The 19,541-nt window shown below is 37.5% G+C and carries 25 protein-coding genes, 1 tRNA gene and 1 other annotated feature; of the genes, 7 read left to right on the forward strand and 19 right to left on the reverse strand.

From position 1 onward, the window contains the following. Window positions 1–33 precede the first annotated feature (33 nt). The 8 genes from PAN07_RS09730 to PAN07_RS09765 all read right to left on the reverse strand — a co-directional run bounded on the left by PAN07_RS09730 (window position 34) and on the right by PAN07_RS09765 (window position 6,130). Complete coding sequence (locus PAN07_RS09730; RefSeq protein WP_269797803.1) at window positions 34–894, reverse strand: methionyl aminopeptidase; 861 nt, start codon at window positions 892–894, stop codon at window positions 34–36. A gap of 15 nt (window positions 895–909) precedes the next feature. Next, a complete protein-coding gene (gene spxR / locus PAN07_RS09735) occupies window positions 910–2,187 on the reverse strand; it encodes a CBS-HotDog domain-containing transcription factor SpxR (protein ID WP_269797804.1) in 1,278 nt (425 codons plus the stop codon). Further along, complete coding sequence (locus PAN07_RS09740) at window positions 2,180–2,731, reverse strand: GNAT family N-acetyltransferase (protein ID WP_269797805.1); 552 nt, start codon at window positions 2,729–2,731, stop codon at window positions 2,180–2,182. The genes spxR and PAN07_RS09740 overlap by 8 nt, the downstream gene beginning before the upstream one ends. Before the next feature lie 15 nt (window positions 2,732–2,746). Next, complete coding sequence (locus tag PAN07_RS09745) at window positions 2,747–4,006, reverse strand: UDP-N-acetylglucosamine 1-carboxyvinyltransferase (RefSeq protein WP_269797806.1); 1,260 nt, start codon at window positions 4,004–4,006, stop codon at window positions 2,747–2,749. 263 nt (window positions 4,007–4,269) lie between these two features. Next, window positions 4,270–4,563, reverse strand: coding sequence for a 50S ribosomal protein L27 (rpmA, locus tag PAN07_RS09750; protein WP_000916509.1), 294 nt, complete (start codon window positions 4,561–4,563; stop codon window positions 4,270–4,272). 16 nt (window positions 4,564–4,579) lie between these two features. Continuing rightward, the gene (locus PAN07_RS09755; RefSeq protein ID WP_000613699.1) at window positions 4,580–4,924 is read right to left on the reverse strand and encodes a ribosomal-processing cysteine protease Prp; all 345 of its coding nucleotides are present in this window, start codon (window positions 4,922–4,924) and stop codon (window positions 4,580–4,582) included. 15 nt (window positions 4,925–4,939) lie between these two features. After that, window positions 4,940–5,254: a 50S ribosomal protein L21 gene (gene rplU / locus PAN07_RS09760; protein ID WP_000109141.1), complete on the reverse strand. Its 315-nt coding sequence runs from the start codon at window positions 5,252–5,254 to the stop codon at window positions 4,940–4,942. 36 nt (window positions 5,255–5,290) lie between these two features. Beyond that, window positions 5,291–5,378 (reverse strand) — a sequence feature (ribosomal protein L21 leader region). A 65-nt stretch (window positions 5,379–5,443) separates the two neighbouring features. Next, window positions 5,444–6,130, reverse strand: coding sequence for a YoaK family protein (locus PAN07_RS09765; RefSeq protein WP_269797807.1), 687 nt, complete (start codon window positions 6,128–6,130; stop codon window positions 5,444–5,446). Between the two features lie 147 nt (window positions 6,131–6,277). On the opposite strand from PAN07_RS09765, the gene PAN07_RS09770 reads away from it, so the two are divergent. Both PAN07_RS09770 and PAN07_RS09775 read left to right on the forward strand, forming a co-directional pair. Beyond that, entirely contained in the window at window positions 6,278–7,255 is a 978-nt protein-coding gene (locus PAN07_RS09770) for a Gfo/Idh/MocA family oxidoreductase (protein ID WP_269797808.1), read from the forward strand. Continuing rightward, window positions 7,252–8,334: a DEAD/DEAH box helicase gene (locus PAN07_RS09775; protein ID WP_269797809.1), complete on the forward strand. Its 1,083-nt coding sequence runs from the start codon at window positions 7,252–7,254 to the stop codon at window positions 8,332–8,334. Before PAN07_RS09770 ends, PAN07_RS09775 begins: the two co-directional genes overlap by 4 nt. Window positions 8,335–8,629: 295 nt before the next feature. Here PAN07_RS09775 and PAN07_RS09780 read toward each other — a convergent pair whose 3' ends face one another. Then, on the reverse strand, window positions 8,630–9,007 hold the full coding sequence (locus tag PAN07_RS09780) for a DUF1934 domain-containing protein (RefSeq protein WP_269797810.1): 378 nt from the start codon (window positions 9,005–9,007) through the stop codon (window positions 8,630–8,632). A 72-nt stretch (window positions 9,008–9,079) separates the two neighbouring features. Here PAN07_RS09780 and PAN07_RS09785 point away from each other — a divergent pair, with 72 nt between their 5' ends. From PAN07_RS09785 to PAN07_RS09795, 3 genes are read left to right on the forward strand one after another with little or no spacing between them, the layout of a single operon-like run. Further along, complete coding sequence (locus PAN07_RS09785) at window positions 9,080–10,384, forward strand: HD domain-containing protein (protein WP_269797811.1); 1,305 nt, start codon at window positions 9,080–9,082, stop codon at window positions 10,382–10,384. A 12-nt stretch (window positions 10,385–10,396) separates the two neighbouring features. Beyond that, a complete protein-coding gene (gene yidA / locus PAN07_RS09790) occupies window positions 10,397–11,203 on the forward strand; it encodes a sugar-phosphatase (protein WP_269797812.1) in 807 nt (268 codons plus the stop codon). A gap of 47 nt (window positions 11,204–11,250) precedes the next feature. Beyond that, the gene (locus PAN07_RS09795; protein WP_269797813.1) at window positions 11,251–11,907 is read left to right on the forward strand and encodes a hypothetical protein; all 657 of its coding nucleotides are present in this window, start codon (window positions 11,251–11,253) and stop codon (window positions 11,905–11,907) included. 409 nt (window positions 11,908–12,316) lie between these two features. Here the strand turns inward: PAN07_RS09795 and PAN07_RS09800 are convergent. The 6 genes from PAN07_RS09800 to PAN07_RS09825 form a co-directional block, all read right to left on the reverse strand. After that, window positions 12,317–12,388 (reverse strand) — tRNA-Arg (locus tag PAN07_RS09800). A gap of 41 nt (window positions 12,389–12,429) precedes the next feature. Beyond that, complete coding sequence (gene rplS, locus PAN07_RS09805; protein ID WP_001068669.1) at window positions 12,430–12,777, reverse strand: 50S ribosomal protein L19; 348 nt, start codon at window positions 12,775–12,777, stop codon at window positions 12,430–12,432. A 118-nt stretch (window positions 12,778–12,895) separates the two neighbouring features. Next, window positions 12,896–13,225 (reverse strand): fluoride efflux transporter CrcB, encoded by a 330-nt coding sequence (gene crcB / locus PAN07_RS09810; RefSeq protein WP_269797814.1) that lies wholly within the window; start codon window positions 13,223–13,225, stop codon window positions 12,896–12,898. Beyond that, window positions 13,219–13,593 (reverse strand): fluoride efflux transporter CrcB, encoded by a 375-nt coding sequence (crcB, locus tag PAN07_RS09815; protein ID WP_269797815.1) that lies wholly within the window; start codon window positions 13,591–13,593, stop codon window positions 13,219–13,221. The genes crcB (PAN07_RS09810) and crcB (PAN07_RS09815) overlap by 7 nt, the downstream gene beginning before the upstream one ends. Next, window positions 13,586–13,855: a chorismate mutase gene (locus PAN07_RS09820; protein WP_269797816.1), complete on the reverse strand. Its 270-nt coding sequence runs from the start codon at window positions 13,853–13,855 to the stop codon at window positions 13,586–13,588. The genes crcB (PAN07_RS09815) and PAN07_RS09820 overlap by 8 nt, the downstream gene beginning before the upstream one ends. Window positions 13,856–13,970: 115 nt before the next feature. Then, window positions 13,971–14,414, reverse strand: coding sequence for a flavodoxin (locus tag PAN07_RS09825; RefSeq protein ID WP_269797817.1), 444 nt, complete (start codon window positions 14,412–14,414; stop codon window positions 13,971–13,973). Window positions 14,415–14,517: 103 nt separating this feature from the next. Here PAN07_RS09825 and PAN07_RS09830 point away from each other — a divergent pair, with 103 nt between their 5' ends. Continuing rightward, window positions 14,518–15,456, forward strand: a complete 939-nt coding sequence (locus PAN07_RS09830; RefSeq protein WP_269797818.1) for a bifunctional oligoribonuclease/PAP phosphatase NrnA — start codon at window positions 14,518–14,520, stop codon at window positions 15,454–15,456. Between the two features lie 92 nt (window positions 15,457–15,548). Further along, window positions 15,549–15,791 (forward strand): type B 50S ribosomal protein L31, encoded by a 243-nt coding sequence (locus tag PAN07_RS09835; protein WP_096408869.1) that lies wholly within the window; start codon window positions 15,549–15,551, stop codon window positions 15,789–15,791. 184 nt (window positions 15,792–15,975) lie between these two features. Here the strand turns inward: PAN07_RS09835 and PAN07_RS09840 are convergent, their stop codons facing one another. The 4 genes from PAN07_RS09840 to PAN07_RS09855 form a co-directional block, all read right to left on the reverse strand. Continuing rightward, window positions 15,976–16,251, reverse strand: coding sequence for an HU family DNA-binding protein (locus tag PAN07_RS09840; RefSeq protein WP_075567710.1), 276 nt, complete (start codon window positions 16,249–16,251; stop codon window positions 15,976–15,978). Between the two features lie 108 nt (window positions 16,252–16,359). Next, a complete protein-coding gene (locus tag PAN07_RS09845; protein ID WP_269797819.1) occupies window positions 16,360–17,196 on the reverse strand; it encodes a DegV family protein in 837 nt (278 codons plus the stop codon). A gap of 169 nt (window positions 17,197–17,365) precedes the next feature. Continuing rightward, window positions 17,366–18,598 carry a tetratricopeptide repeat protein gene (locus tag PAN07_RS09850; RefSeq protein WP_269797820.1) on the reverse strand — a complete coding sequence of 411 codons (1,233 nt, stop codon included), beginning with the start codon at window positions 18,596–18,598 and terminating at the stop codon, window positions 17,366–17,368. Then, on the reverse strand, window positions 18,588–19,541 hold a 954-nt coding region (locus tag PAN07_RS09855), incomplete at its 5' end, for an AI-2E family transporter (RefSeq protein ID WP_269797821.1). The genes PAN07_RS09850 and PAN07_RS09855, both read right to left, overlap by 11 nt.

The raw sequence follows: 19,541 nt of genomic DNA on the forward strand, positions 1-19,541 counted from the left end.
AAATAAAAAGGAGACATGCTCCTTTTTCATGTATTAGTAAGTACCTTCTTCACCTTGACTAGTTAAGATAACCGGACCATCTTTTGTAATAACGAATTGGTGCTCATACTGGCATGATAGACCACCGTCAATCGTTTTATGAGCCCAACCTGTTTTCATATCTGTATCGATTTCCCAATCACCTGTATTGATCATAGGCTCAATTGTTAAAACCATTCCCTCTCGAAGTCTAAGACCACGTCCAGCGACGCCATAGTTTGGTACCATTGGTTCTTCGTGCATTGTTGGACCAACACCATGCCCAACGAGGTCACGAACAACTCCGTAACCACGACTTTCAGCGTATTCTTGAATCGCCGCTCCGATATCACCAATACGATTGCCTACAACTGCTTTTTCAATACCTTTGTACATAGCTTCTTTGGTAACATCCATAAGATTTTTAACCTTTTCAGAAGGTGTACCTACAGCATAGGCCCAACAAGAATCAGCCAAGCCACCAGTAAATTTTTGAGTATATTTTTTTACTTGCTGGACATTATTAAAGTTTAACTTAGAGACATCAAGGTCACTCTTAGAAATTGGTCCTCCCAAGACCATATCAACCTTAAGCAAATCACCTTCTTTAAGGATGTAATGTCTAGGAAAAGCATGTGCAACCTCATCATTAAGAGAACAACAGGTAGCATATGGATAATCCATAATAGCACCATCTACACCGATTTGTAATGGCAGGAAGTTCTCCTCTTTACAACGACGACGAACATACTCCTCAACTTCCCACATATCGACGCCAGGCTTGATTAAATCACGCAAGCCGATATGAATACTGGCAAGAAAATCACCAGCCTTATCCATTGCTTCGATTTCTCTTGCTGATTTTAAAGTAATCATGTTTTCTCCTACATTCTAGTTAATTTTTACTGTTACATTAGCTTTTGCTACTATTTGTTGATTCAAATAAAGGTCATAATCAATAATGGCAGAACGTCTAGTGTGATGGATGATTCTGGCCTGAATACGTAAAACATCATCAATCTGAACAGCATGCAAGAAATAGATAAGCATTTGTTCAATGATCAGATTTCTTCCACTATTGACTACCAAGTTTTGAGTCATCAAAGTCAAAATTTCTGACAGCACTCCATTAGCAAGAACACCATTTTTATCCAACATGAATGGTTCTACAGTAATGACCACTTCATCATGATGGTAGGACAACTTTTGACCAATTTGCTCTGAAAATGTTGGCAGGGCTGAAATTTGAGAACGACTCATCTTATCCATAACATCTCTTCGAGTAACAACACCAAGTAGAGTATGATTACTACGAACTACAGGAACCATTTCAAAATCTTCTGCAATCATGCGTTGACTAATGTTTGCAATATTAGTAGAAAGACCTGTCATATAAACGGTTCGAGTCATGGTCTTGTCAAGAGTTGTTCCAGGCGACTGATCTGCTGCATCACGCATAGTCATAACACCAACCACTACTTGATCTTTATTCACGACTGGGAAGCGGCTACTTCTATTCTTACGAACAAGATCTAAATAATCTTTAACGGTATCAGTCTCATGCAGATAACCATACTCATGAGAAGTTCGGTAAATTTTTTCGACTGTTAAAATATCTGTTTTTATCTGAACATTAGACAAAGCGCGGTTAATCATCGTCGCTATAGTAAAGGTATCATGCTTACTACGCAAAACTGGTATATTCTTTTTATTGGCTAACTTGAGTACATTTTCATCAATCTCAAATCCACCAGTAACTAAAACGGCATTCTCATTTTCGAGTGCTAACTTTTGAATTTGAGTTCGGTCACCGACAATCAAAAGACCTCCATCATGAAGATAGGAAAGAATGTTATCTTCTGTCATAGCACCAATAGAAAATTTACTAAATTCTCTATCCAGTCCGGCCTTACCTGCCATAACATCAGAACCCGTTACCTCAGCAATTTCAGCATAAGTTAATCGTTCAATTGAAACTTTTTGAGATTTAATACGTATCGTTCCACTACGTGGACGTGTCTCTACCAATCCTCTATTTTCAGCTTCTTTAATCGCACGATAAGCCGTTCCATCACTTACCCCTAAGTGATTAGATATACTACGAACACTTACACGTTTTCCGACCGGTAATTCTTCTAGATAAGATAAAATTTCCTGATGTTTACTCACTTAGTTCTCCTTTTGCATAACGAAATTCAAGATAATCTCTCATCTTACGGCTATATCGATCACTTCCTTTAAAACGTCGGTAGAGTTTAAAACCAGATTTTTGAGCGACTTTCTGACTAGCACTATTTTCTAAATGCGTTATAATAGATAGTTGTTTTAAACCAAGCTCTTCTATTGATAAATCACGTATATTCGTTACCACTTCAGTCATATAACCTTGTGACCAGTACTCTTTTTTTAAAAAATATCCTAGTTCAGCTTCTCTTTTTATCTCATCAATTTTTTCAAACTTGATAGAACCGATCATTTTTTCTTGCTTTTTATCACAAATCGCCCAAATACCTAGAGGAGATTTCATAAAATAATTAGCAAGAGCATATTGACTTTCTTCAATACTAGCTTGGGCTGGAAAAATAAAATGAAGATTCTCAGAATCTGATGCTATGTTGTGAAAATCATAAACATCGGTAAAAAAGAAGGGACGGAGAATTAATCGTTCCGTCTCATAAAAAGAAAACATAGCTAGTTTTGTCCAGATATTCATTTTAATTCTCTAATATTAGTCCTCGATTAGTTCAATATCTGCTCCAAGATTACGTAATTTATCAATAATATTTGAGTAGCCTCTTAAAATAAACTCAACATTTGTAATTTCTGTTCTACCCTCTGCCATTAGTCCAGCAATCACTAAAGCAGCTCCAGCACGTAAGTCTGTAGCTTTTACGCTCGCTCCATGCAATTGATTGCCACCCTTGTAAAGGATATGATCATTTGTTGTTGAGATATCAGCATTCATCTTAGCCAACTCAAAAACATGGTTTACACGTTTTTCATAAATTGTATCAATTAGCTTACCACGACCTTCGGCTTTCAACAACAAAGGTGTGATAGGTTGTTGAAGATCAGTAGCAAATCCTGGATATGGGGCTGTTTTAATATTTACCGCCTTCAAGTTCTTTTGTTCTTCAACAAAAATACTATCTTCAGAAACGGTCATTCGTACTCCCATCTCTTCTAATTTGGCGATAAAACCTTCCAAGTGCTCATAAAGAACATTATTGATTTGAATTCCTTGACCCACCGCAGCAGCTAATGAGATATACGTTCCTGCTTCAATGCGGTCTGGAATCACCTGATGGCGTGTCCCATGAAGACGGTCAACACCCTCAATAGTGATCATATCAGTTCCTGCACCACGAATATGAGCTCCCATATTATTAAGCAAGGTAGCTACATCGATAATCTCAGGTTCACGTGCGGCATTTTCAATAACTGTTCGACCTTTAGCTTTAACTGCAGCCAACATGGTATTGATGGTAGCTCCAACACTTACAGTATCCATATAAATATGAGCTCCATGGAGACGCTGACCTTGAGTTGAGAGATTCATATTATCTCCCTCATAGGTCGTTTTCGCTCCCATAGCCTCAAACGCTTTTAAATGCAAGTCAATCGGACGTGGTCCAAGATCACAACCTCCAGGTAAACCAACAGTTGCTTCTCCGAATCGTCCTAAAAGACTACCATAGAAATAATATGATGCTCGAAGACTATTAATCTTTCCATATGGCATTGGTTTATTTTGAACCCCACGCGGATCAATTTCTACTACATCTTCATAACGCTTTACACTAGCACCCATGATTTCCATAATCTCGATAAGACTAGCCACATCAGAGATATCAGGAACACAATCCAAGATTACAACATCATCAGCTAAGATAATAGCTGGAATTAGGGCTACTACACTATTTTTAGCACCACTAATAGTTATTTCACCTTTTAATGGACGTCCTCCATTAATGATAATTTTTTTCATTATATACTCTTTCACAAATTATTAACAAGGTCTCACCCTACATTATACCATAAATCTGATATTTTAGCCATTACTATAGAAGAATTAAGATACTTAAAAATAAATAATAACCTTGGATTTTTATAATGTTGAGACAAAAAGTATTTTTTTAATAATACATAAAAAAGCTTCCCGAAAATATCGGAAAGCTTTATTTAATGGTACTTCTAGTTTCCTCGCCTTTTCATTACAAGGCTCGGGATAAAAAGGTTCACTGGACCTTTTTATTTAGCGATTGGGTAAACAGAAACTTGTTTCTTATCGCGACCTTTACGTTCGAAACGTACTACGCCTTCAACTTTAGCGAACAAAGTATCGTCTCCACCACGTCCAACGTTTACACCTGGATAGATGTGTGTACCACGTTGACGGTAAAGGATTGATCCACCTGTTACAGTTTGTCCATCAGCTGCTTTAGCGCCAAGACGTTTAGCTTGTGAATCACGTCCGTTTGATGTAGAACCTCCACCTTTTTTGTGGGCGAAAAGTTGCAAGTTGTTAAGAGTCATTTTTAACATAATGTTTTCCTCCGTGTTAGTTTTCTGTGATAACTCTGGTTTGGACGAACTCAGAAGAGTTCTCCGATAAGTTTGCCATACCTAAGAAAAATGATTCAAAGAATAACTGAGTCATTTCTCTCTGGTGTGAAGGAAGATCTTTTGGAATTTCAACCATCAGATAGCCACCTTCATCTTCGTTTAATTCTAAGATTGGTTCATAGCCTGCAAATTTTTCAATTGAATTGATAAAGTTAATGGCAAGCGTAGAAACCGATGCACACACGACATCTAAGCCGTATTCGCCACTCTCGGCGTGTCCAGTAATCTCCGCACTCCTCAGCTCGCCATCTTCGGCTCTCTCAAAGACTGCTTGTATCATGCGTTCTCCTTAAAATTAAGCGTTGATTGCGTTGATGACAACTTTAGTATATGGTTGACGGTGACCTTGTTTGCGGTGGCTACCTTTTTTAGGTTTGTACTTGTAAGTAACAACTTTCTTTTGTTTTCCTTGTTTTTCAACAGTTCCAACTACAGTAGCTCCAGCAACAAGTGGAGTTCCGACAACAGTGTTTTCACCACCAACAAGAACAACTTCGTTAAAAGTAACTTCTTGACCAGCTTCAACGTTCAATTTTTCAACGTAAACTGCTTGACCAACTTCAACTTTAACTTGTTTTCCGCCAGTTTTGATAATTGCGTATGTGCTCATTATGCACCTCCTATGATTTTTTGGGGTTCCCCCGTAATTTTTGTGAAGACTCGCCTAGCATCGTGGGACGAACCACTTAAACTTGAAGATTCAAGTTACGATGTTCGTGCGGTTGCACAGGAATGTGCATAGTCAACTCTACAAGTATAGCATGATTCTATATTTTTGACAAGTATTTGTCATTAAAATTCAAGCTATTTCTTTATTTTTTTCCTGAAATTTAGCAAAAAGCATACTAGCATAAAAAATACACATCATTATCGGAATTCCTAAAATCGTCTTTTCTTCATAAAAGATGGTTAAATAGGCTGACACGACTGCACCAAGGACAAAACTAGCCAGGAGAGTAACAAATATGATTCCTTCCCGTAAATAAGGAGTATGTTTGGTACGTATATAATCGCCAAAGGCAAGCATAGTTCGTTTTATATTTCCTGTCATAAAAGCATTGTTATAAGCAATTCCTGAAACTTCTCCAAAAGCTGTTGTTACAAGCCCCATACAAAAGGCTAATGGTGGAACAATAAAGTGATTGTCAACCGTTAAAGGAACAAATCCGATAATTAAAGACAAAAGCGCCAAAGGAACAAGGGATAAGATTGGTTTTTTTACAATTTTCAGTTTTTCCTTGTAAATAGTTAGTAGAAATACTCCCAACATAAAGGACAAAAGTGTTAAAACTTTTTCTTCTACGTCTGCTACATTCTCTTGCACTAATCCTACAGATAAAAAGACAACATTACCTGTCTGTCCCGCAACTAACGTATTTCCTCTTTCGATAAAGGTATAGGCATCAACATAGCCTGCACAGAAAGTCAAAAAAAGCGCCAATCGTTTTGAATGACGAGAAATTTTTCTCATAGGTAATAATCTCATACTAAACTCCTTTTTTGTTATAAAAGACTATTGTATCATTTTTTAATAAAATTTCGAAGCATCAAAATTAAGAATTATCTTGCTTTGGCTACTTCTTCTTTTCTATGATATAATGAATACAATCAAATCAAGGAATAAGGAGAGTCTATGCTAAAACTTGGGATTATCGGAACTGGTACTATAAGTCATCATTTTATAGAGGTTGCTCATACTAGTGGAGAGTATCAGTTAGTCGCAGTCTACTCTAGAAAACTAGAAACTGCTGAAAATTTTGCTAGTATCTACAACAATGTTGACTTATTTGATCAGATGGATGCTTTTTTAGCAAGCTCCTTTGATGTCATCTATATTGCAAGTCCAAATTCTTTGCACTACTCTCAAGCTAAGGCTGCTTTACTTTCTGGTAAACACGTCATCCTTGAAAAACCAGCCGTTACTCAACCGCATGAATGGCAGGATTTGGTTCAAACTGCTAAGGAGCATCAATGTTTTATCTTCGAAGCGGCACGTAACTACCACGAAGATGCTTTCGCTACAATTAAGAACTTTCTTGCAAACAAGCAAATTCTTGGTGCAGATTTTAACTATGCCAAATACTCTTCTAAAATGCCTAACCTCCTTACTGGCGATACTCCTAATGTTTTCTCAGATCGTTTTGCTGGCGGTGCACTTATGGATTTAGGAATTTATCCTCTCTACGCATCGATTCGCTTATTTGGAAAACCACATGATGCCAACTATGTAGCCCAACAACTTGAAAACTCTATTGATCTAAATGGAGACGGCATTCTCTTCTATCCTGACTATCAAGTACACATCAAAGCAGGAAAGAATATCACTTCTAATCTTCCTTGCGAGATTTATACAACTGACGGAACATTGGCTCTCAATACAATCGAGCATATTCAATCAGCTATTTTTACAGACCATAAAGGAAATGAACTTCAACTTCCTATCCAACAAGCTCCTCATACGATGACTGAGGAAGTTGCTGCATTTGCAAACATGATTAAGCAACCAGAGCAAACTCTCTACCAATCGTGGATTGAAGATGCAACACATGTCCACGACCTACTTTACGCTATGCGCCAGGATGCTGGCATTAGATTTGAGGCAGAAAAATGAAAACCAAACTACCTACCGAATGGCAAGAATTGATTGATCAACTGGGATTCCAAGAATTTACTCCCATTCAAATTCAACTTTTTGAACCTATAACAGAAGGGGAAAACCTACTTGGAGTCAGTCCTACCGGAACAGGTAAGACCTTAGCCTATCTCCTACCTAGTTTACTTAAACTCCAAAAGAAAAAAGCCCAACAACTATTGATCTTGGCACCTAATACCGAACTTGCTGGACAAATTTTTGATGTAACTAAAACCTGGGGTGAGGCCATTGGCTTAACAGCTCAGCTATTTTTATCAGGTTCGAGCCAAAAACGCCAAATTGAGCGTCTGAAAAAAGGGCCAGAAATTTTAATTGGAACACCTGGTCGTATCTTTGAACTCATCAAATTGAAAAAAATCAAGATGATGAACGTAGAGACTATCATTCTTGATGAATTCGACCAACTCCTTGATGATTCTCAAATTCATTTTGTTGAAAAAATTACCAACTATGCACCTCGTGACCATCAACTTATTTACATGAGTGCCACTACCAAATTTGACCAAGATAAGATTGCACCTAAAACGCATATCATTGATCTATCAGACCAAAAGTTAGACAATATTCAACACTTCTACATGCAAGTGGACCAACGCCATCGAGTAGATATGCTTCGTAAACTCGCCCATGTAGAAGATTTCCGTGGATTGGTCTTCTTTAATAGCTTGTCAGACCTTGGAAGCGCAGAGGAAAAATTACAATATCGTGATGTTTTAGCAGTTTCGCTAGCTAGCGATGTCAACGTTAAATTTAGAAAAGTTATTCTAGAAAAATTCAAAGATAATCAACTGACACTACTTCTTGCCACAGACCTTCTAGCTCGTGGTATCGACATTGATAACTTGGAATGCGTGATTAACTTTGATGTCCCTAGAGACACGGAAACTTACACTCACCGTGCGGGTCGTACAGGACGCATGGGTAAAGAAGGTTATGTCATCACTCTTGTGACACATCCAGAAGAGCTTAAAAAACTTAAGAAATTTGCAAGCGTACGTGAAATAGTCCTAAAAAATCAAGAACTCTATATCAAATAAGGTTGGCAATTGCCAACCTTATTTATGATAAACCTTTTTGACTTTTCTTAAGTGATAGCGGACGGTAGCGATTTTCTTCGAAATTCCATACCTAAACTTTGAGCCTAATGTCTCAAAGTTTCCGAACACCTGAATAACTTTTCTGGTGTTTTTATCACAGCGAAAAGTCAGGTAAATTACTTACTTCGCTCAATAAACATAGAAAAAAGTTCATAATAAATCCAATACAAAGTTTATAGAATAAAAAAGTAAAATTCTAAATATTATTTAAGGTTGGCTCACGCCAAACTTTTTCTTATCCCCAAGTAATTTCTAATCGATAGTTGGCAAAAGCAACTCCTTCTTTGTTTTGTAGTTGATAGGCTAGTTCAATCTTCTCTTCACCAACTTCATAGTGGCTTGTTTGGATGATAAACTCCTGCATGCCTATAGGTGTCGGAATATAGGCTAAACTATCAGAATCCTTCAGAAAACGCATGATGGTCCTAGGATTTGAGAAACGTGACATGACCAGTTCCTCCCCATTAAATTTCAAAACTACTTTTTCTTGGTCTTCATTGTAGAAAAGAAGATAGGAAAAATCTCCCTTTTCACGTAGTTCAACATCATAAAGTTGATCGACTACTTCCAGCTGGTCGTCAAACTGAATTTTATTTCTCATTCGAATCTTCACAACTATTCCTCTTTCTTCTCACTTATCCCTACTATTTTACCAAAAAGGCAAGGAATTTGCTATAATGGTCTTATGAATGAAAAAGTATTTCGTGACCCTGTTCACAACTATATCCACGTTAATAATCAGGTTATTTATGACCTGATTAATACAAAAGAATTTCAACGGCTTCGTCGAATCAAGCAGTTGGGTACATCCAGTTATACCTTTCATGGTGGAGAGCATAGTCGCTTTTCTCACTGTCTAGGAGTCTATGAAATTGCTAGGCAAATTACGGAAATTTTTGAGGAGAAATATCCTGAAGAATGGGACTCTAGTGAATCTCTCTTAACCATGACTGCAGCTCTTCTACATGACCTCGGACATGGTGCCTATTCGCATACTTTTGAAAATCTTTTTGATACCAATCATGAGGCTATCACACAAGATATCATTCAAAGTCCTGACACAGAGATTCACCAGGTCTTGTTACAGGTGGCGCCTGACTTCCCTAAAAAGGTTGCTAGTGTCATTGATCACACCTATCCCAACAAACAAGTCGTTCAACTCATTTCTAGTCAGATTGATGCAGACCGTATGGATTATCTCCTGCGCGACTCCTACTTCACCGGTGCTTTTTATGGCCAGTTTGATCTGACACGTATTCTTCGTGTCATTCGTCCTGTTGAAAATGGCATTGCCTTTCAACGGAATGGGATGCACGCCATCGAGGATTATGTCCTTAGTCGCTATCAAATGTATATGCAGGTTTATTTCCACCCAGCTACACGAGCCATGGAGGTTCTCCTGCAAAATCTTTTGAAACGTGCCAAAGAACTCTATCCTGACAATAAAGATTTCTTTGCTCGTACTTCACCTCATCTACTACCATTTTTTGAGAAAAATGTTAGCTTGTCTGACTATCTTGCGCTAGACGATGGTGTTATGAATACCTACTTCCAGCTCTGGATGACTAGTACTGACAAAATTTTAGCTGATCTTTCGCAACGTTTTATCAACCGTAAGGTCTTCAAATCTATTACTTTTTCACAGGATGACCAAGACCAACTTGAAATCATGCGGAATTTTGTCGAAGAAATTGGTTTTGACCCTAACTATTACACAGCTATCCACAAGAATTTTGACCTTCCTTACGATATTTATCGACCTGAGTCCGAAAATCCAAGAACACAAATTGAGATTGTCCAAAAAAATGGCGAGTTGGCAGAACTTTCTAGCCTATCTCCTATCGTTCAATCTCTTGCAGGAAGCCGTCATGGGGACAACCGTTTCTACTTCCCTAAAGAAATGCTTCAGCAAAACAGTATTTTCACTAGTATCATTCAACAATTTTCACATTTGATTGAGAATGATCATTTTACCCTAGATAAGAAATAATAGAGGAAATTTATGAGTATAAAACTAATCGCCGTTGATATCGATGGTACCCTAGTCAATAGCCAAAAAGAAATTACTCCTGAAGTCTTTGCAGCTATCCAAGATGCTAAAAGAGCTGGAGTCAAGGTTGTCATTGCAACCGGCCGTCCTATTGCAGGTGTTGCCAAACTTCTTGACGACTTGCAATTGCGAGACGAAGGGGACTACGTTGTAACCTTCAACGGTGCCCTTGTTCAGGAAACTGCTACAGGACATGAGATTATTAGCGAATCCTTGATCTACGAAGACTATCTGGATATGGAATTTCTAAGCCGTAAACTTGGAGTCCATATGCATGCTATTACCAAAGATGGTATCTATACAGCCAATCGTAATATCGGAAAATACACTGTACACGAATCAACCCTCGTCAGCATGCCTATCTTTTACCGCACTCCTGAAGAAATGGCTGATAAAGAAATCGTCAAATGTATGTTTATCGACGAACCAGAAATTCTCGATGCAGCTATTGAAAAGATTCCAGCAGAATTTTACGAGCGATACTCTATCAACAAATCTGCTCCATTTTACCTAGAACTCCTTAAAAAGGATGTGGACAAAGGATCTGCTATCACTCACCTAGCTGAGAAACTTGGACTAAGTAAGGATGAAACCATGGCGATCGGTGACGAAGAAAATGACCGCGCCATGCTCGAAGTCGTTGGAAACCCCGTTGTTATGGAAAACGGAAACCCAGAACTCAAAAAAATCGCCAAATACATCACCAAAACAAATGATGAATCAGGCGTTGCCCATGCTATTCGAACTTGGGTCTTGTAACATTATAATTCAGGAAGAATTTAAGAAAATAGTAGGAGTTTAAAAAAATGGAAATTTTAAAAAATGTTTTAACGTTAATCGTTTTAGTTTCAGGATTTGGCATTTGGTATTTTATCAAAAAAAGCCCAAATAAAAAATATAGAAATATTTCAATCGCTGTTCTGATAGGCTCTAGCTTAATCATTGGAACTCTCTTCAAAGAAGATACAACCAAAATAGAAAATACACAACCAATAACAACACAAATTGCTACTACCACTTCATCTGAAAGTACAAAAAACACAAAAGAAGAAAAAACTAGTGAAACAAAAAGTGAAACAAGTACAACCCAAGAAATAAAAAATGATGGTCCTGAATATACAGAAACATCTAATACAGAATTTGCTACTCATTTGACTACTGAAATCAATAATCAGTTAGCAAATACAGGTTATCAAGTTGTTGCTAAACCAGTAGGGAAAAATGTCCTTTACTTGTATCTTCCTCAAGAAGCTAAATATTATTCCAAAGTAGAAATTCAACAAATTGCTGACAAGATATACCAAATTAAAGAAAGCACTTTTAAAACTTGGGCAATAGAAAATGGTTATGATTTGGGTTCTACTTACTCTCCTAAGCTATATGTGAAAGTGGAAGATGATACAACTATTGCGAAAGAAAGTGGTGCCTTGAAAAAATCAATGAAAGTAGTAGTAAATAACTAAATAATAATCCCCACACTCGCCGTCGCTAAATTTTGAGTGTGGGGATTTCCATTATAAGAAATAACTATTCAAAAGGTCGTTTTCTTATACCCATTTTATCAATAACTGAGATGAAAAGAAGATAGCATCATACTGAAAAAATAGAAAATAGTAAATAGTAAATAGTAAATGGGAATATCGTATTTCTTATAAAACTCTGGACGGAAAATATAAAAAGGCTGAGTAAGATGGTTTCCCAACAAAAAGAGTTGCACAAATTGTAGCAACTAAAAGAGAAAATGAGCTACTCCTTCCTTTCTGTATTTCATTAGAAGAGGCAAGTAACTCAGAAGTTAGAGAGAAATTCACAGAATTAGGAGCTAATTTGAGGCAAAAGACCTCAAACAAGCAGTAAAATCAATAGTTTATATGCCCCCTGCAGGAATCGAACCTGCAACTACTCCTTAGGAGGGAGTTGTTATATCCATTGAACTAAGGGAGCTAGAGAAAAACTCTGCCTTACAGCAGAGTTTTTTTATCGAATTAACGACGGATTTCTTTGATACGAGCTGCCTTACCTTGAAGTGCACGCAAGTAGTACAATTTCGCACGACGTACTTTACCGTAACGAACAACTTCGATCTTTTCAACACGTGGAGTGTGGATTGGGAAGATACGCTCAACACCTACACCGTTAGAGATTTTACGAACTGTGTAGTTTTCTGAGATGCCAGCACCTTTACGTGCAATAACAACACCTTCAAAAATCTGGATACGTTCACGGTTACCTTCGACAACTTTCGCGTGTACACGAACAGTGTCACCAGGACGGAATGAAGGGATATCTGTACGAAGTTGACCTTCAGTCAAGCTTTGGATTAATGGATTCATTTTATTCTCCTATCTTTGTCAATCTTGAGGAAACTTCCTCAGCGGATAAACTGTATTTTTGTGTGTCCATTACACACAAGATACAGTTTACCAAATTTCCACAAAAAAGTAAAGAAATTTATAGCAGAATTCCTAAAAAAATCGCTACTAAACCTCCTAAGTAAGTTAAGAGAAAATAGCTGTAAAACACCTTCCTGTCACTAAGCAGTCTCTGTAGCTCTTCATTCAAAGTTGAAAAAGTCGTCAAACCTCCACAAAATCCTGTAGCTAGGATGGTATAGACTTCCTTGGAATCCACATGATTATAGAGTAAACCTATCAGGAAACAACCCATAAGATTGGCTATGAGTGTTCCTAGTGGCATTATGAAATCTTTATTATAACGAGAAAAAAAATAACGAACTAGGGCACCAAGCCCACAAGCAATTGTAAGATAGACGATTACCATTTCTTCCTCCCCAAGTAGTAAGCCAATAAAAGTCCTCCGCCAATGCTCAAAACTAGGTAGATTACCAAGCTCAAATAACGGCCAGTATCCAGCAATTTCACAGCATCTAACATGAGGCTAGAAAAGGTTGTTAAACCACCACAAAAGCCCGTACCGAGTGCTAGAATAAGGCCCTTACTTGTTCCTTTATGAACTAGATAGCCCTTAACCAAGTATACTAAGCAAATTATACCTAGATAGTTGACAAGGAGAGTTCCCCATGGAAAGTCTGGACTAGCTGGAAAACAAGTGGAAACGAGATAGCGGACAAGACCACCCAACATAGCAGCTAGAAAAATCCCTAATGTATTGAACTGTTTTTTATTCATTTAATGATTTATCCTGATATTGACGAGAATTTTTTAAAATGTCAGAAAATGTCGCTACTATACTTTCTTGATACTGGTCATTTTTTATAAGATTTCTGACTTTTTCAAAGATAACTTCTTCTCTTTTGGTATCCAAGATTGGTTTTCCTGTAGACTTTTTATAAGCAACTACACCCTCAACTAGATGCATTCTTTCTTCTAAGAGTTTTACGATTTGGTCATCAATTTGATCAATTTCTTGTCTAATAATATCTAAATCCATTGAGTCTCCTTCTTTATTTGAATCATTGTGTACAAAGCTACTAAATAGTCAAGTTATTCATAGGCATATCTAACAAAAAAGTGCACTGACAACTATCATCAGTGCAAGTTCATGCTTATACCACTTTGGCAGCCAATTCTTCTGCAAATTGCTCCAAACGTTCAATATCTTCTTCTTCTGCAGATAGGTCTACTTTGACGCACTCTGAACCCTTTTCAGCTCCAGTAGCGATAAATACTCGGTCGAAGTCATCAACAGCTTTACAGAATTCATCGTAGAAAGTATCACCTGATCCGACTACACCATAGATTTTACCGCTCAAGTTGAGGTCTGCTAGGTCTTCGTAGAAGTCCATCATCTCATCTGGTAATTCTCCATCTCCGTAAGTGTAGGTTGCGACAATGGCGATGTCTGCTTCTAAAAAGTCAGAAGCATCAACTGTTGTACACTCATCAACATCGACATCTAAACCACATTCTCTTAATTTATCTGCTACAATATCTGCGATTTCTTCAGTATTACCGGTCATACTGGCAAATACAATTTTTGCTAATGCCATAAGGTCCTCCTCAATTAATCTTTCTCCATTATATCACATCTTTTTCATTTTAAAAATAAAAACTCTTGTGCTACAATGAAATGAGAAAGAATTGAGGTTCATTATGGAAATTTGTCACCAAATTTTAGAAAAAATTAAAGCATACGATACTATTATTATTCACCGTCACATGAGAGCAGATCCCGATGCCTTAGGAAGTCAAGTAGGACTCAAAGAATTGCTCCAGTATAATTTTCCTGATAAAAAGATTAAAGTTGTTGGCTATGATTTGCCTACTTTAACATGGCTAGCCAAAATGGATGAGGTAGAAGATCAAGAATTTGAAGGAGCACTTGCCATTATTTGTGATACAGCAAATACTGCTCGAATTGATGATAAACGTTATCTTAATGCTGAAACAATTATTAAAATTGATCACCACCCCAATGACGAAGAATATGGTGATATCGTTTGGGTAGATACGACTTCTAGTAGTGCAAGCGAGATGATAGCTATCTTTGCTGAGGAAACCGAACTTAAATTATCTGACCAGGCCGCTTACCTCTTGTCTGCTGGTATTATTGGAGATACTGGTCGTTTCCTCTTTCCAGCAACTTCTGCTCGAACCCTCCGTATAGCGAGTCAACTGAGAGAGTATGATTTTGATTATGCTGGACTTACACGTCATATGGATACAATCAGCTATAAAATTGCCAGACTTCAAGGTTATATCTATGATCATCTGGAAGTGGATGAGAATGGGGCTGCCCGCATCCTACTAACGCATAATATTCTCCAGCATTATCAGGTAACTGATGCTGAGACAGCAGCTATTGTTGGTGCACCAGGCCGCATAGAAGACGTCAACCTATGGGGAATCTTTGTAGAGCAAGCTGATGGACATTATCGTGTTCGTTTGCGCAGTAAATCGGTCCCTATCAATGGAGTAGCCAAAGAACATGATGGCGGAGGGCATCCACTAGCTAGCGGTGCTAATTCCTACAGCTTAGAAGAAAATGAAGTCATCTATCAGAAGTTAAAAAACTTATTGAAAAATAAATAAAAGACTTGCCAAACTAGTCATAATCTGATAGACTATTAAGGTAACAATCTATGGCTCGCAAAGAGACCATGGCAGAAAGGAAATATTGCAAAATGAAAAAAGATATCCATCCAGAATATCGCCCAGTTGTCTTCATGGACACAACTACTGGTTACCAATTCCTTAGCGGTTCAACTAAGCGCACTAACGAAACTGTTGAGTTCGAAGGTGAAACTTACCCATTGATCCGTGTGGAAATTTCATCAGACTCACACCCATTCTACACTGGACGTCAAAAGTTCACTCAAGCAGATGGACGCGTGGATCGTTTCAACAAAAAATACGGTCTCAAATAATCATAAAAAGAACAGCTTCGACTGTTCTTTTTTGTTTCTTCGAATTAGGAATCAACTACCACTGCTATTTCACTATAGGTGACTATCAGCATGGCATGGCATAGCATTCCCAATCCCCCTCTCAACTAAAAAAGCCTGTCATACAAGCTTAAATGCTTGATACAACAGGCTTTTTGTAAAGTTATTATTTAACTGCTTCTTTAAGAGCTTTACCAGCTTTGAATGCTGGAACTTTAGAAGCTTTGATCTTGATCGCTTTACCAGTTTGTGGGTTGCGACCTTTACGAGCTGCACGGTGACGAACTTCAAAGTTACCGAAACCGATCAATTGAACTTTTTCACCAGCAGAAAGGAATTCAGTTACTGCTTTAAATACAGCGTCAACTGCTGCTGCTGAATCTTTTTTAGTCAATTCTGTAGCTTCTGCTACTTTAGCGATCAAATCTTGTTTGTTTGCCATGTTAATGAATCCTCCAAAATTTTTTCTAATTAACACTTATAATCATAACCTAAAATTCCCTTTAGGTCAAGCTAAAAACACTATTTATTTAACTTTTTCTCTGTTTTTTTAGGAATTATATCGAATTAGGATAGCCCAGGCATTTTCACCCGTGTGAGTTTGGATAATTGAGCCTGTTTCTAGGACTGAAATTGGTTTTTCTACGTAAGGTTGTAGAACAGCTTTCATCTCGTTTGCAAATTCATTTGTGCCTGCATAAGAAATACCAATTTCAGCGACTGAACGATTTGAAAGGGATACTACTAACTCATCCAACCATTTTTTAAAGGTTTTTGATCCACGACCTTTGACAATCGGTTGCAGCTCATTATCTTTCATTTGCATAACAACGCGAATATTTAAAAGTGAACTTAAGAGACCAGTAACACGACCAATACGGCCACCTTTTACAAGGTTTTCCAAGGTAGAAACACCAATGTAAAGCTCTGTATTTCGCTTAACCTCTTCAACATGAGAAACGATTGCTTCTATGTCTTGTCCTTCTTGAGCCAATCTAGCAGCTTCAACAACTTGAAACTTCAATGCCTGATCTGTGAATGAACTATCCAAAACAGTGACATCTGCAGTTGATAAACTTGCTCCTTGACGCGCTGCTTCTACAGTTCCAGAAAGGGCATGGGACATATGAATTGCTAGGATCTTACTACCGTCTTTCCCAAGTTCTTCAAAAATCTCAGCAAAGAGTCCAACTGGAGGTTGGCTTGTTTTTGGAAGATTTTTACTTGCTTGCATCAAGCGGAGGAATTCTCCTTCTTTCAAATCTGCATCAGAATAAAGAACACTGTCAATCATTACAGACAATGGTACAACTGTAATGTTTAATTCTTTAACGAGTTCTGGTTCAATAGTAACAGAAGAATCTGTTACAATCTTTACTTGTGTCATATCTCTAATCTTTCTATTATTTCAAATAAAATTGCTTTAATTTAACTATATCAATTATATCAAAAAAATACTAAAAGTTCATACTCAATCCGCCTAAATTTAACGCAATTTATAGTTCTTTTTATCAACAAAAAGAAAATCACCTATGCTTGGTGATTTTCTTTTGTATTTAAGATAAATAATCATGCAAATCTTGCATTTGCAAATCATCGGGTACTATTTGTAGATAGGATTGAATGAAGTCTTTAGCTTCTTCTATCTTACCCAACTCTCTTAATAAATAAATATATTGCTCCAAGAACTCTGGATTGTCCTTAAGGTCTGGAGCAAGTTCCTGATAAATTTCCTCTGCAGACTCAAGCTCCTCAATCTCTTGGTAACTTTTTGCAATCATCCATTTAGTTAAAAGATTTTCAGGTTCGTATGTTTTTAAAGCTATAATGTCCTCATAACGTTCCTGCTCTTGATAGAGTGTCCCCAAGCGTAACAAAATCTCTTCCTGATCTTCAGCATTCTCTTGTGCTTGTAACAGATAGGCCTCCGCTTGTTCCGGTTGATGCAATTCGTAAGATAACTGAGAAGCATGGAGTAAGAGACGAGTTTCAAAAGGATTTTTTGACAAGCCCTGTTGAGCTATTTTAAGAGCTTCTTCTGTCCGATGCTCCTTATGGAGTGCTAGACTATAACCATACTCATAACCCTCAAAATCTGGTGAAATAGTGTCTAGTTGTTTAAAGTATAGGACGGCTTTCTGGTATTCCTCTTTATCAAAATAAAGACTTGCCAATTCAAAGGCTACTTGATCATCATATTCTAATTCGATTGCTTTTTCTAAAAATTCGATTGCTGACTCAAATTTGCCAAGTCTTGCATAGGAAAGTCCTATACGCTGATAGGTAGATATTCCAGTCTGTTGGTAAATGGAACGATTATCAAGTTGGGCATATCCCTTAATCGCTTCTAAATCGTTTCCTAGCTCACTATCTAATTCTGCCAGACCAAATATTAGAAGAGGATCATCAGAGTAATTACGAGCTTCTAGGAGCTTCTCACGTGCTACATCCGTCAAGCCTTCCATCTGGTACAAATCTGCCTTCAATACTAGGGCTGATACATACCAATCACTTTCTGGACTTATATTCTCCAGATATGCAAAAGATTCTTCTATTAATCCATCTTCACCAGCTATTGCAGCTAGATTGATGTAGACTTCTGGAAATTTCGGTGCTAGTTTCTCATAGATTAGTACAGCTTGCGGATAGAAACCAATCCCTTCGAGATATGCAGCAAGTTCAAGAAGAACTTCATCTGAATCTTCCTCTAGGGCTTTTTGAAAAAAAGATTCTGCTTTTGATAAATCTTGTTGCTCCAAGGCTTCAAGCATTTGTTGACTATTGTTCACCTTCAGTCTCCTCTACTGGTTCATAAAGTCCACTAACTCCTTTATACCAATCAAAAATTGCTGAGATGACTACTTTTGCGGAAGCGTAGATTGGAATACCTAGCAATACACCCCAAATACCAAACATGGATCCTGAAGTTAACAGTACAAAAAGAATCGTAATTGGGTGAATATTCAATTGGCTACCCAAAATTAGTGGAGAAACAAAACGTCCTTCAATAGTTTGCTCTACAATGAAAACGATAATAACTTTTAAGAGCATAACAGGACCAGCAATCAAACCCAAAACAAGGGCTGGAATCATTGCAAGAAAACTACCTAGATAAGGAACTAAATTAAGAATACCAGCTGTAATACCTAAAGTAACAGCATATCGAAGCCCTATTATCTTGAACAAGATAATAAACATGATAGCTACGATTACAGCGACCGTAATTTGTCCTCGAACATAATTGGAAAGTTGTTGATTGACATCTGAAAGTACCTTACCAACTGGTTCTCTCAATTTATCTGGTAAGAATTGAGTAATATAATCTCTCAGTCCTTTTCCATCTCGAAGGAGATAAAAGAGCATAAATGGCATGATAATTAGAGCGACAATGACCTGTGAAGTTCCACTGATAAGAGCACTCACCCAGTTAACAGCCTTAGAAGAAATATTACTTGCCCAAGCAGTTGCTTGTGTTGAAAAATTAGCTAAAACTTGCTCCAATTGTGGTCTAAAGTCATCAGGCAAACGCTTGGTAACAAGATCATCAATAACTCTGTCAGCATCTTCGAGATAAGTCGGTACATTTTGCGCAAAAGCAACTACTTGACGTTGAAGGTTTGGAATGGCAACGGCCAGTCCAACAATCAAGAAAATGGCAATAATGACAAAGATAATACTAATGGCTAAAACACGGTTTATCTTGTACTTCTCCATCAAATCCACTAGTGGATT

The sequence above is a fragment of the Streptococcus sp. SM5 genome (genome assembly GCF_027497975.1).

Excerpts from the sequence above, each read along its gene's own strand:
- PAN07_RS09730 (WP_269797803.1), bottom strand. The coding sequence starts at position 894 with ATGATTACTTTAAAATCAGCAAGAGAAATCGAAGCAATGGATAAGGCT.
- PAN07_RS09740 (WP_269797805.1), bottom strand. The coding sequence starts at position 2,731 with ATGAATATCTGGACAAAACTAGCTATGTTTTCTTTTTATGAGACGGAA.
- PAN07_RS09745 (WP_269797806.1), bottom strand. The coding sequence starts at position 4,006 with ATGAAAAAAATTATCATTAATGGAGGACGTCCATTAAAAGGTGAAATA.
- rpmA (WP_000916509.1), bottom strand. The coding sequence starts at position 4,563 with ATGTTAAAAATGACTCTTAACAACTTGCAACTTTTCGCCCACAAAAAA.
- PAN07_RS09755 (WP_000613699.1), bottom strand. The coding sequence starts at position 4,924 with ATGATACAAGCAGTCTTTGAGAGAGCCGAAGATGGCGAGCTGAGGAGT.
- rplU (WP_000109141.1), bottom strand. The coding sequence starts at position 5,254 with ATGAGCACATACGCAATTATCAAAACTGGCGGAAAACAAGTTAAAGTT.
- PAN07_RS09765 (WP_269797807.1), bottom strand. The coding sequence starts at position 6,130 with ATGAGATTATTACCTATGAGAAAAATTTCTCGTCATTCAAAACGATTG.
- PAN07_RS09770 (WP_269797808.1), top strand. The coding sequence starts at position 6,278 with ATGCTAAAACTTGGGATTATCGGAACTGGTACTATAAGTCATCATTTT.
- PAN07_RS09775 (WP_269797809.1), top strand. The coding sequence starts at position 7,252 with ATGAAAACCAAACTACCTACCGAATGGCAAGAATTGATTGATCAACTG.
- PAN07_RS09785 (WP_269797811.1), top strand. The coding sequence starts at position 9,080 with ATGAATGAAAAAGTATTTCGTGACCCTGTTCACAACTATATCCACGTT.
- yidA (WP_269797812.1), top strand. The coding sequence starts at position 10,397 with ATGAGTATAAAACTAATCGCCGTTGATATCGATGGTACCCTAGTCAAT.
- PAN07_RS09795 (WP_269797813.1), top strand. The coding sequence starts at position 11,251 with ATGGAAATTTTAAAAAATGTTTTAACGTTAATCGTTTTAGTTTCAGGA.
- rplS (WP_001068669.1), bottom strand. The coding sequence starts at position 12,777 with ATGAATCCATTAATCCAAAGCTTGACTGAAGGTCAACTTCGTACAGAT.
- crcB (WP_269797814.1), bottom strand. The coding sequence starts at position 13,225 with ATGGTAATCGTCTATCTTACAATTGCTTGTGGGCTTGGTGCCCTAGTT.
- crcB (WP_269797815.1), bottom strand. The coding sequence starts at position 13,593 with ATGAATAAAAAACAGTTCAATACATTAGGGATTTTTCTAGCTGCTATG.
- PAN07_RS09820 (WP_269797816.1), bottom strand. The coding sequence starts at position 13,855 with ATGGATTTAGATATTATTAGACAAGAAATTGATCAAATTGATGACCAA.
- PAN07_RS09825 (WP_269797817.1), bottom strand. The coding sequence starts at position 14,414 with ATGGCATTAGCAAAAATTGTATTTGCCAGTATGACCGGTAATACTGAA.
- PAN07_RS09830 (WP_269797818.1), top strand. The coding sequence starts at position 14,518 with ATGGAAATTTGTCACCAAATTTTAGAAAAAATTAAAGCATACGATACT.
- PAN07_RS09835 (WP_096408869.1), top strand. The coding sequence starts at position 15,549 with ATGAAAAAAGATATCCATCCAGAATATCGCCCAGTTGTCTTCATGGAC.
- PAN07_RS09840 (WP_075567710.1), bottom strand. The coding sequence starts at position 16,251 with ATGGCAAACAAACAAGATTTGATCGCTAAAGTAGCAGAAGCTACAGAA.
- PAN07_RS09845 (WP_269797819.1), bottom strand. The coding sequence starts at position 17,196 with ATGACACAAGTAAAGATTGTAACAGATTCTTCTGTTACTATTGAACCA.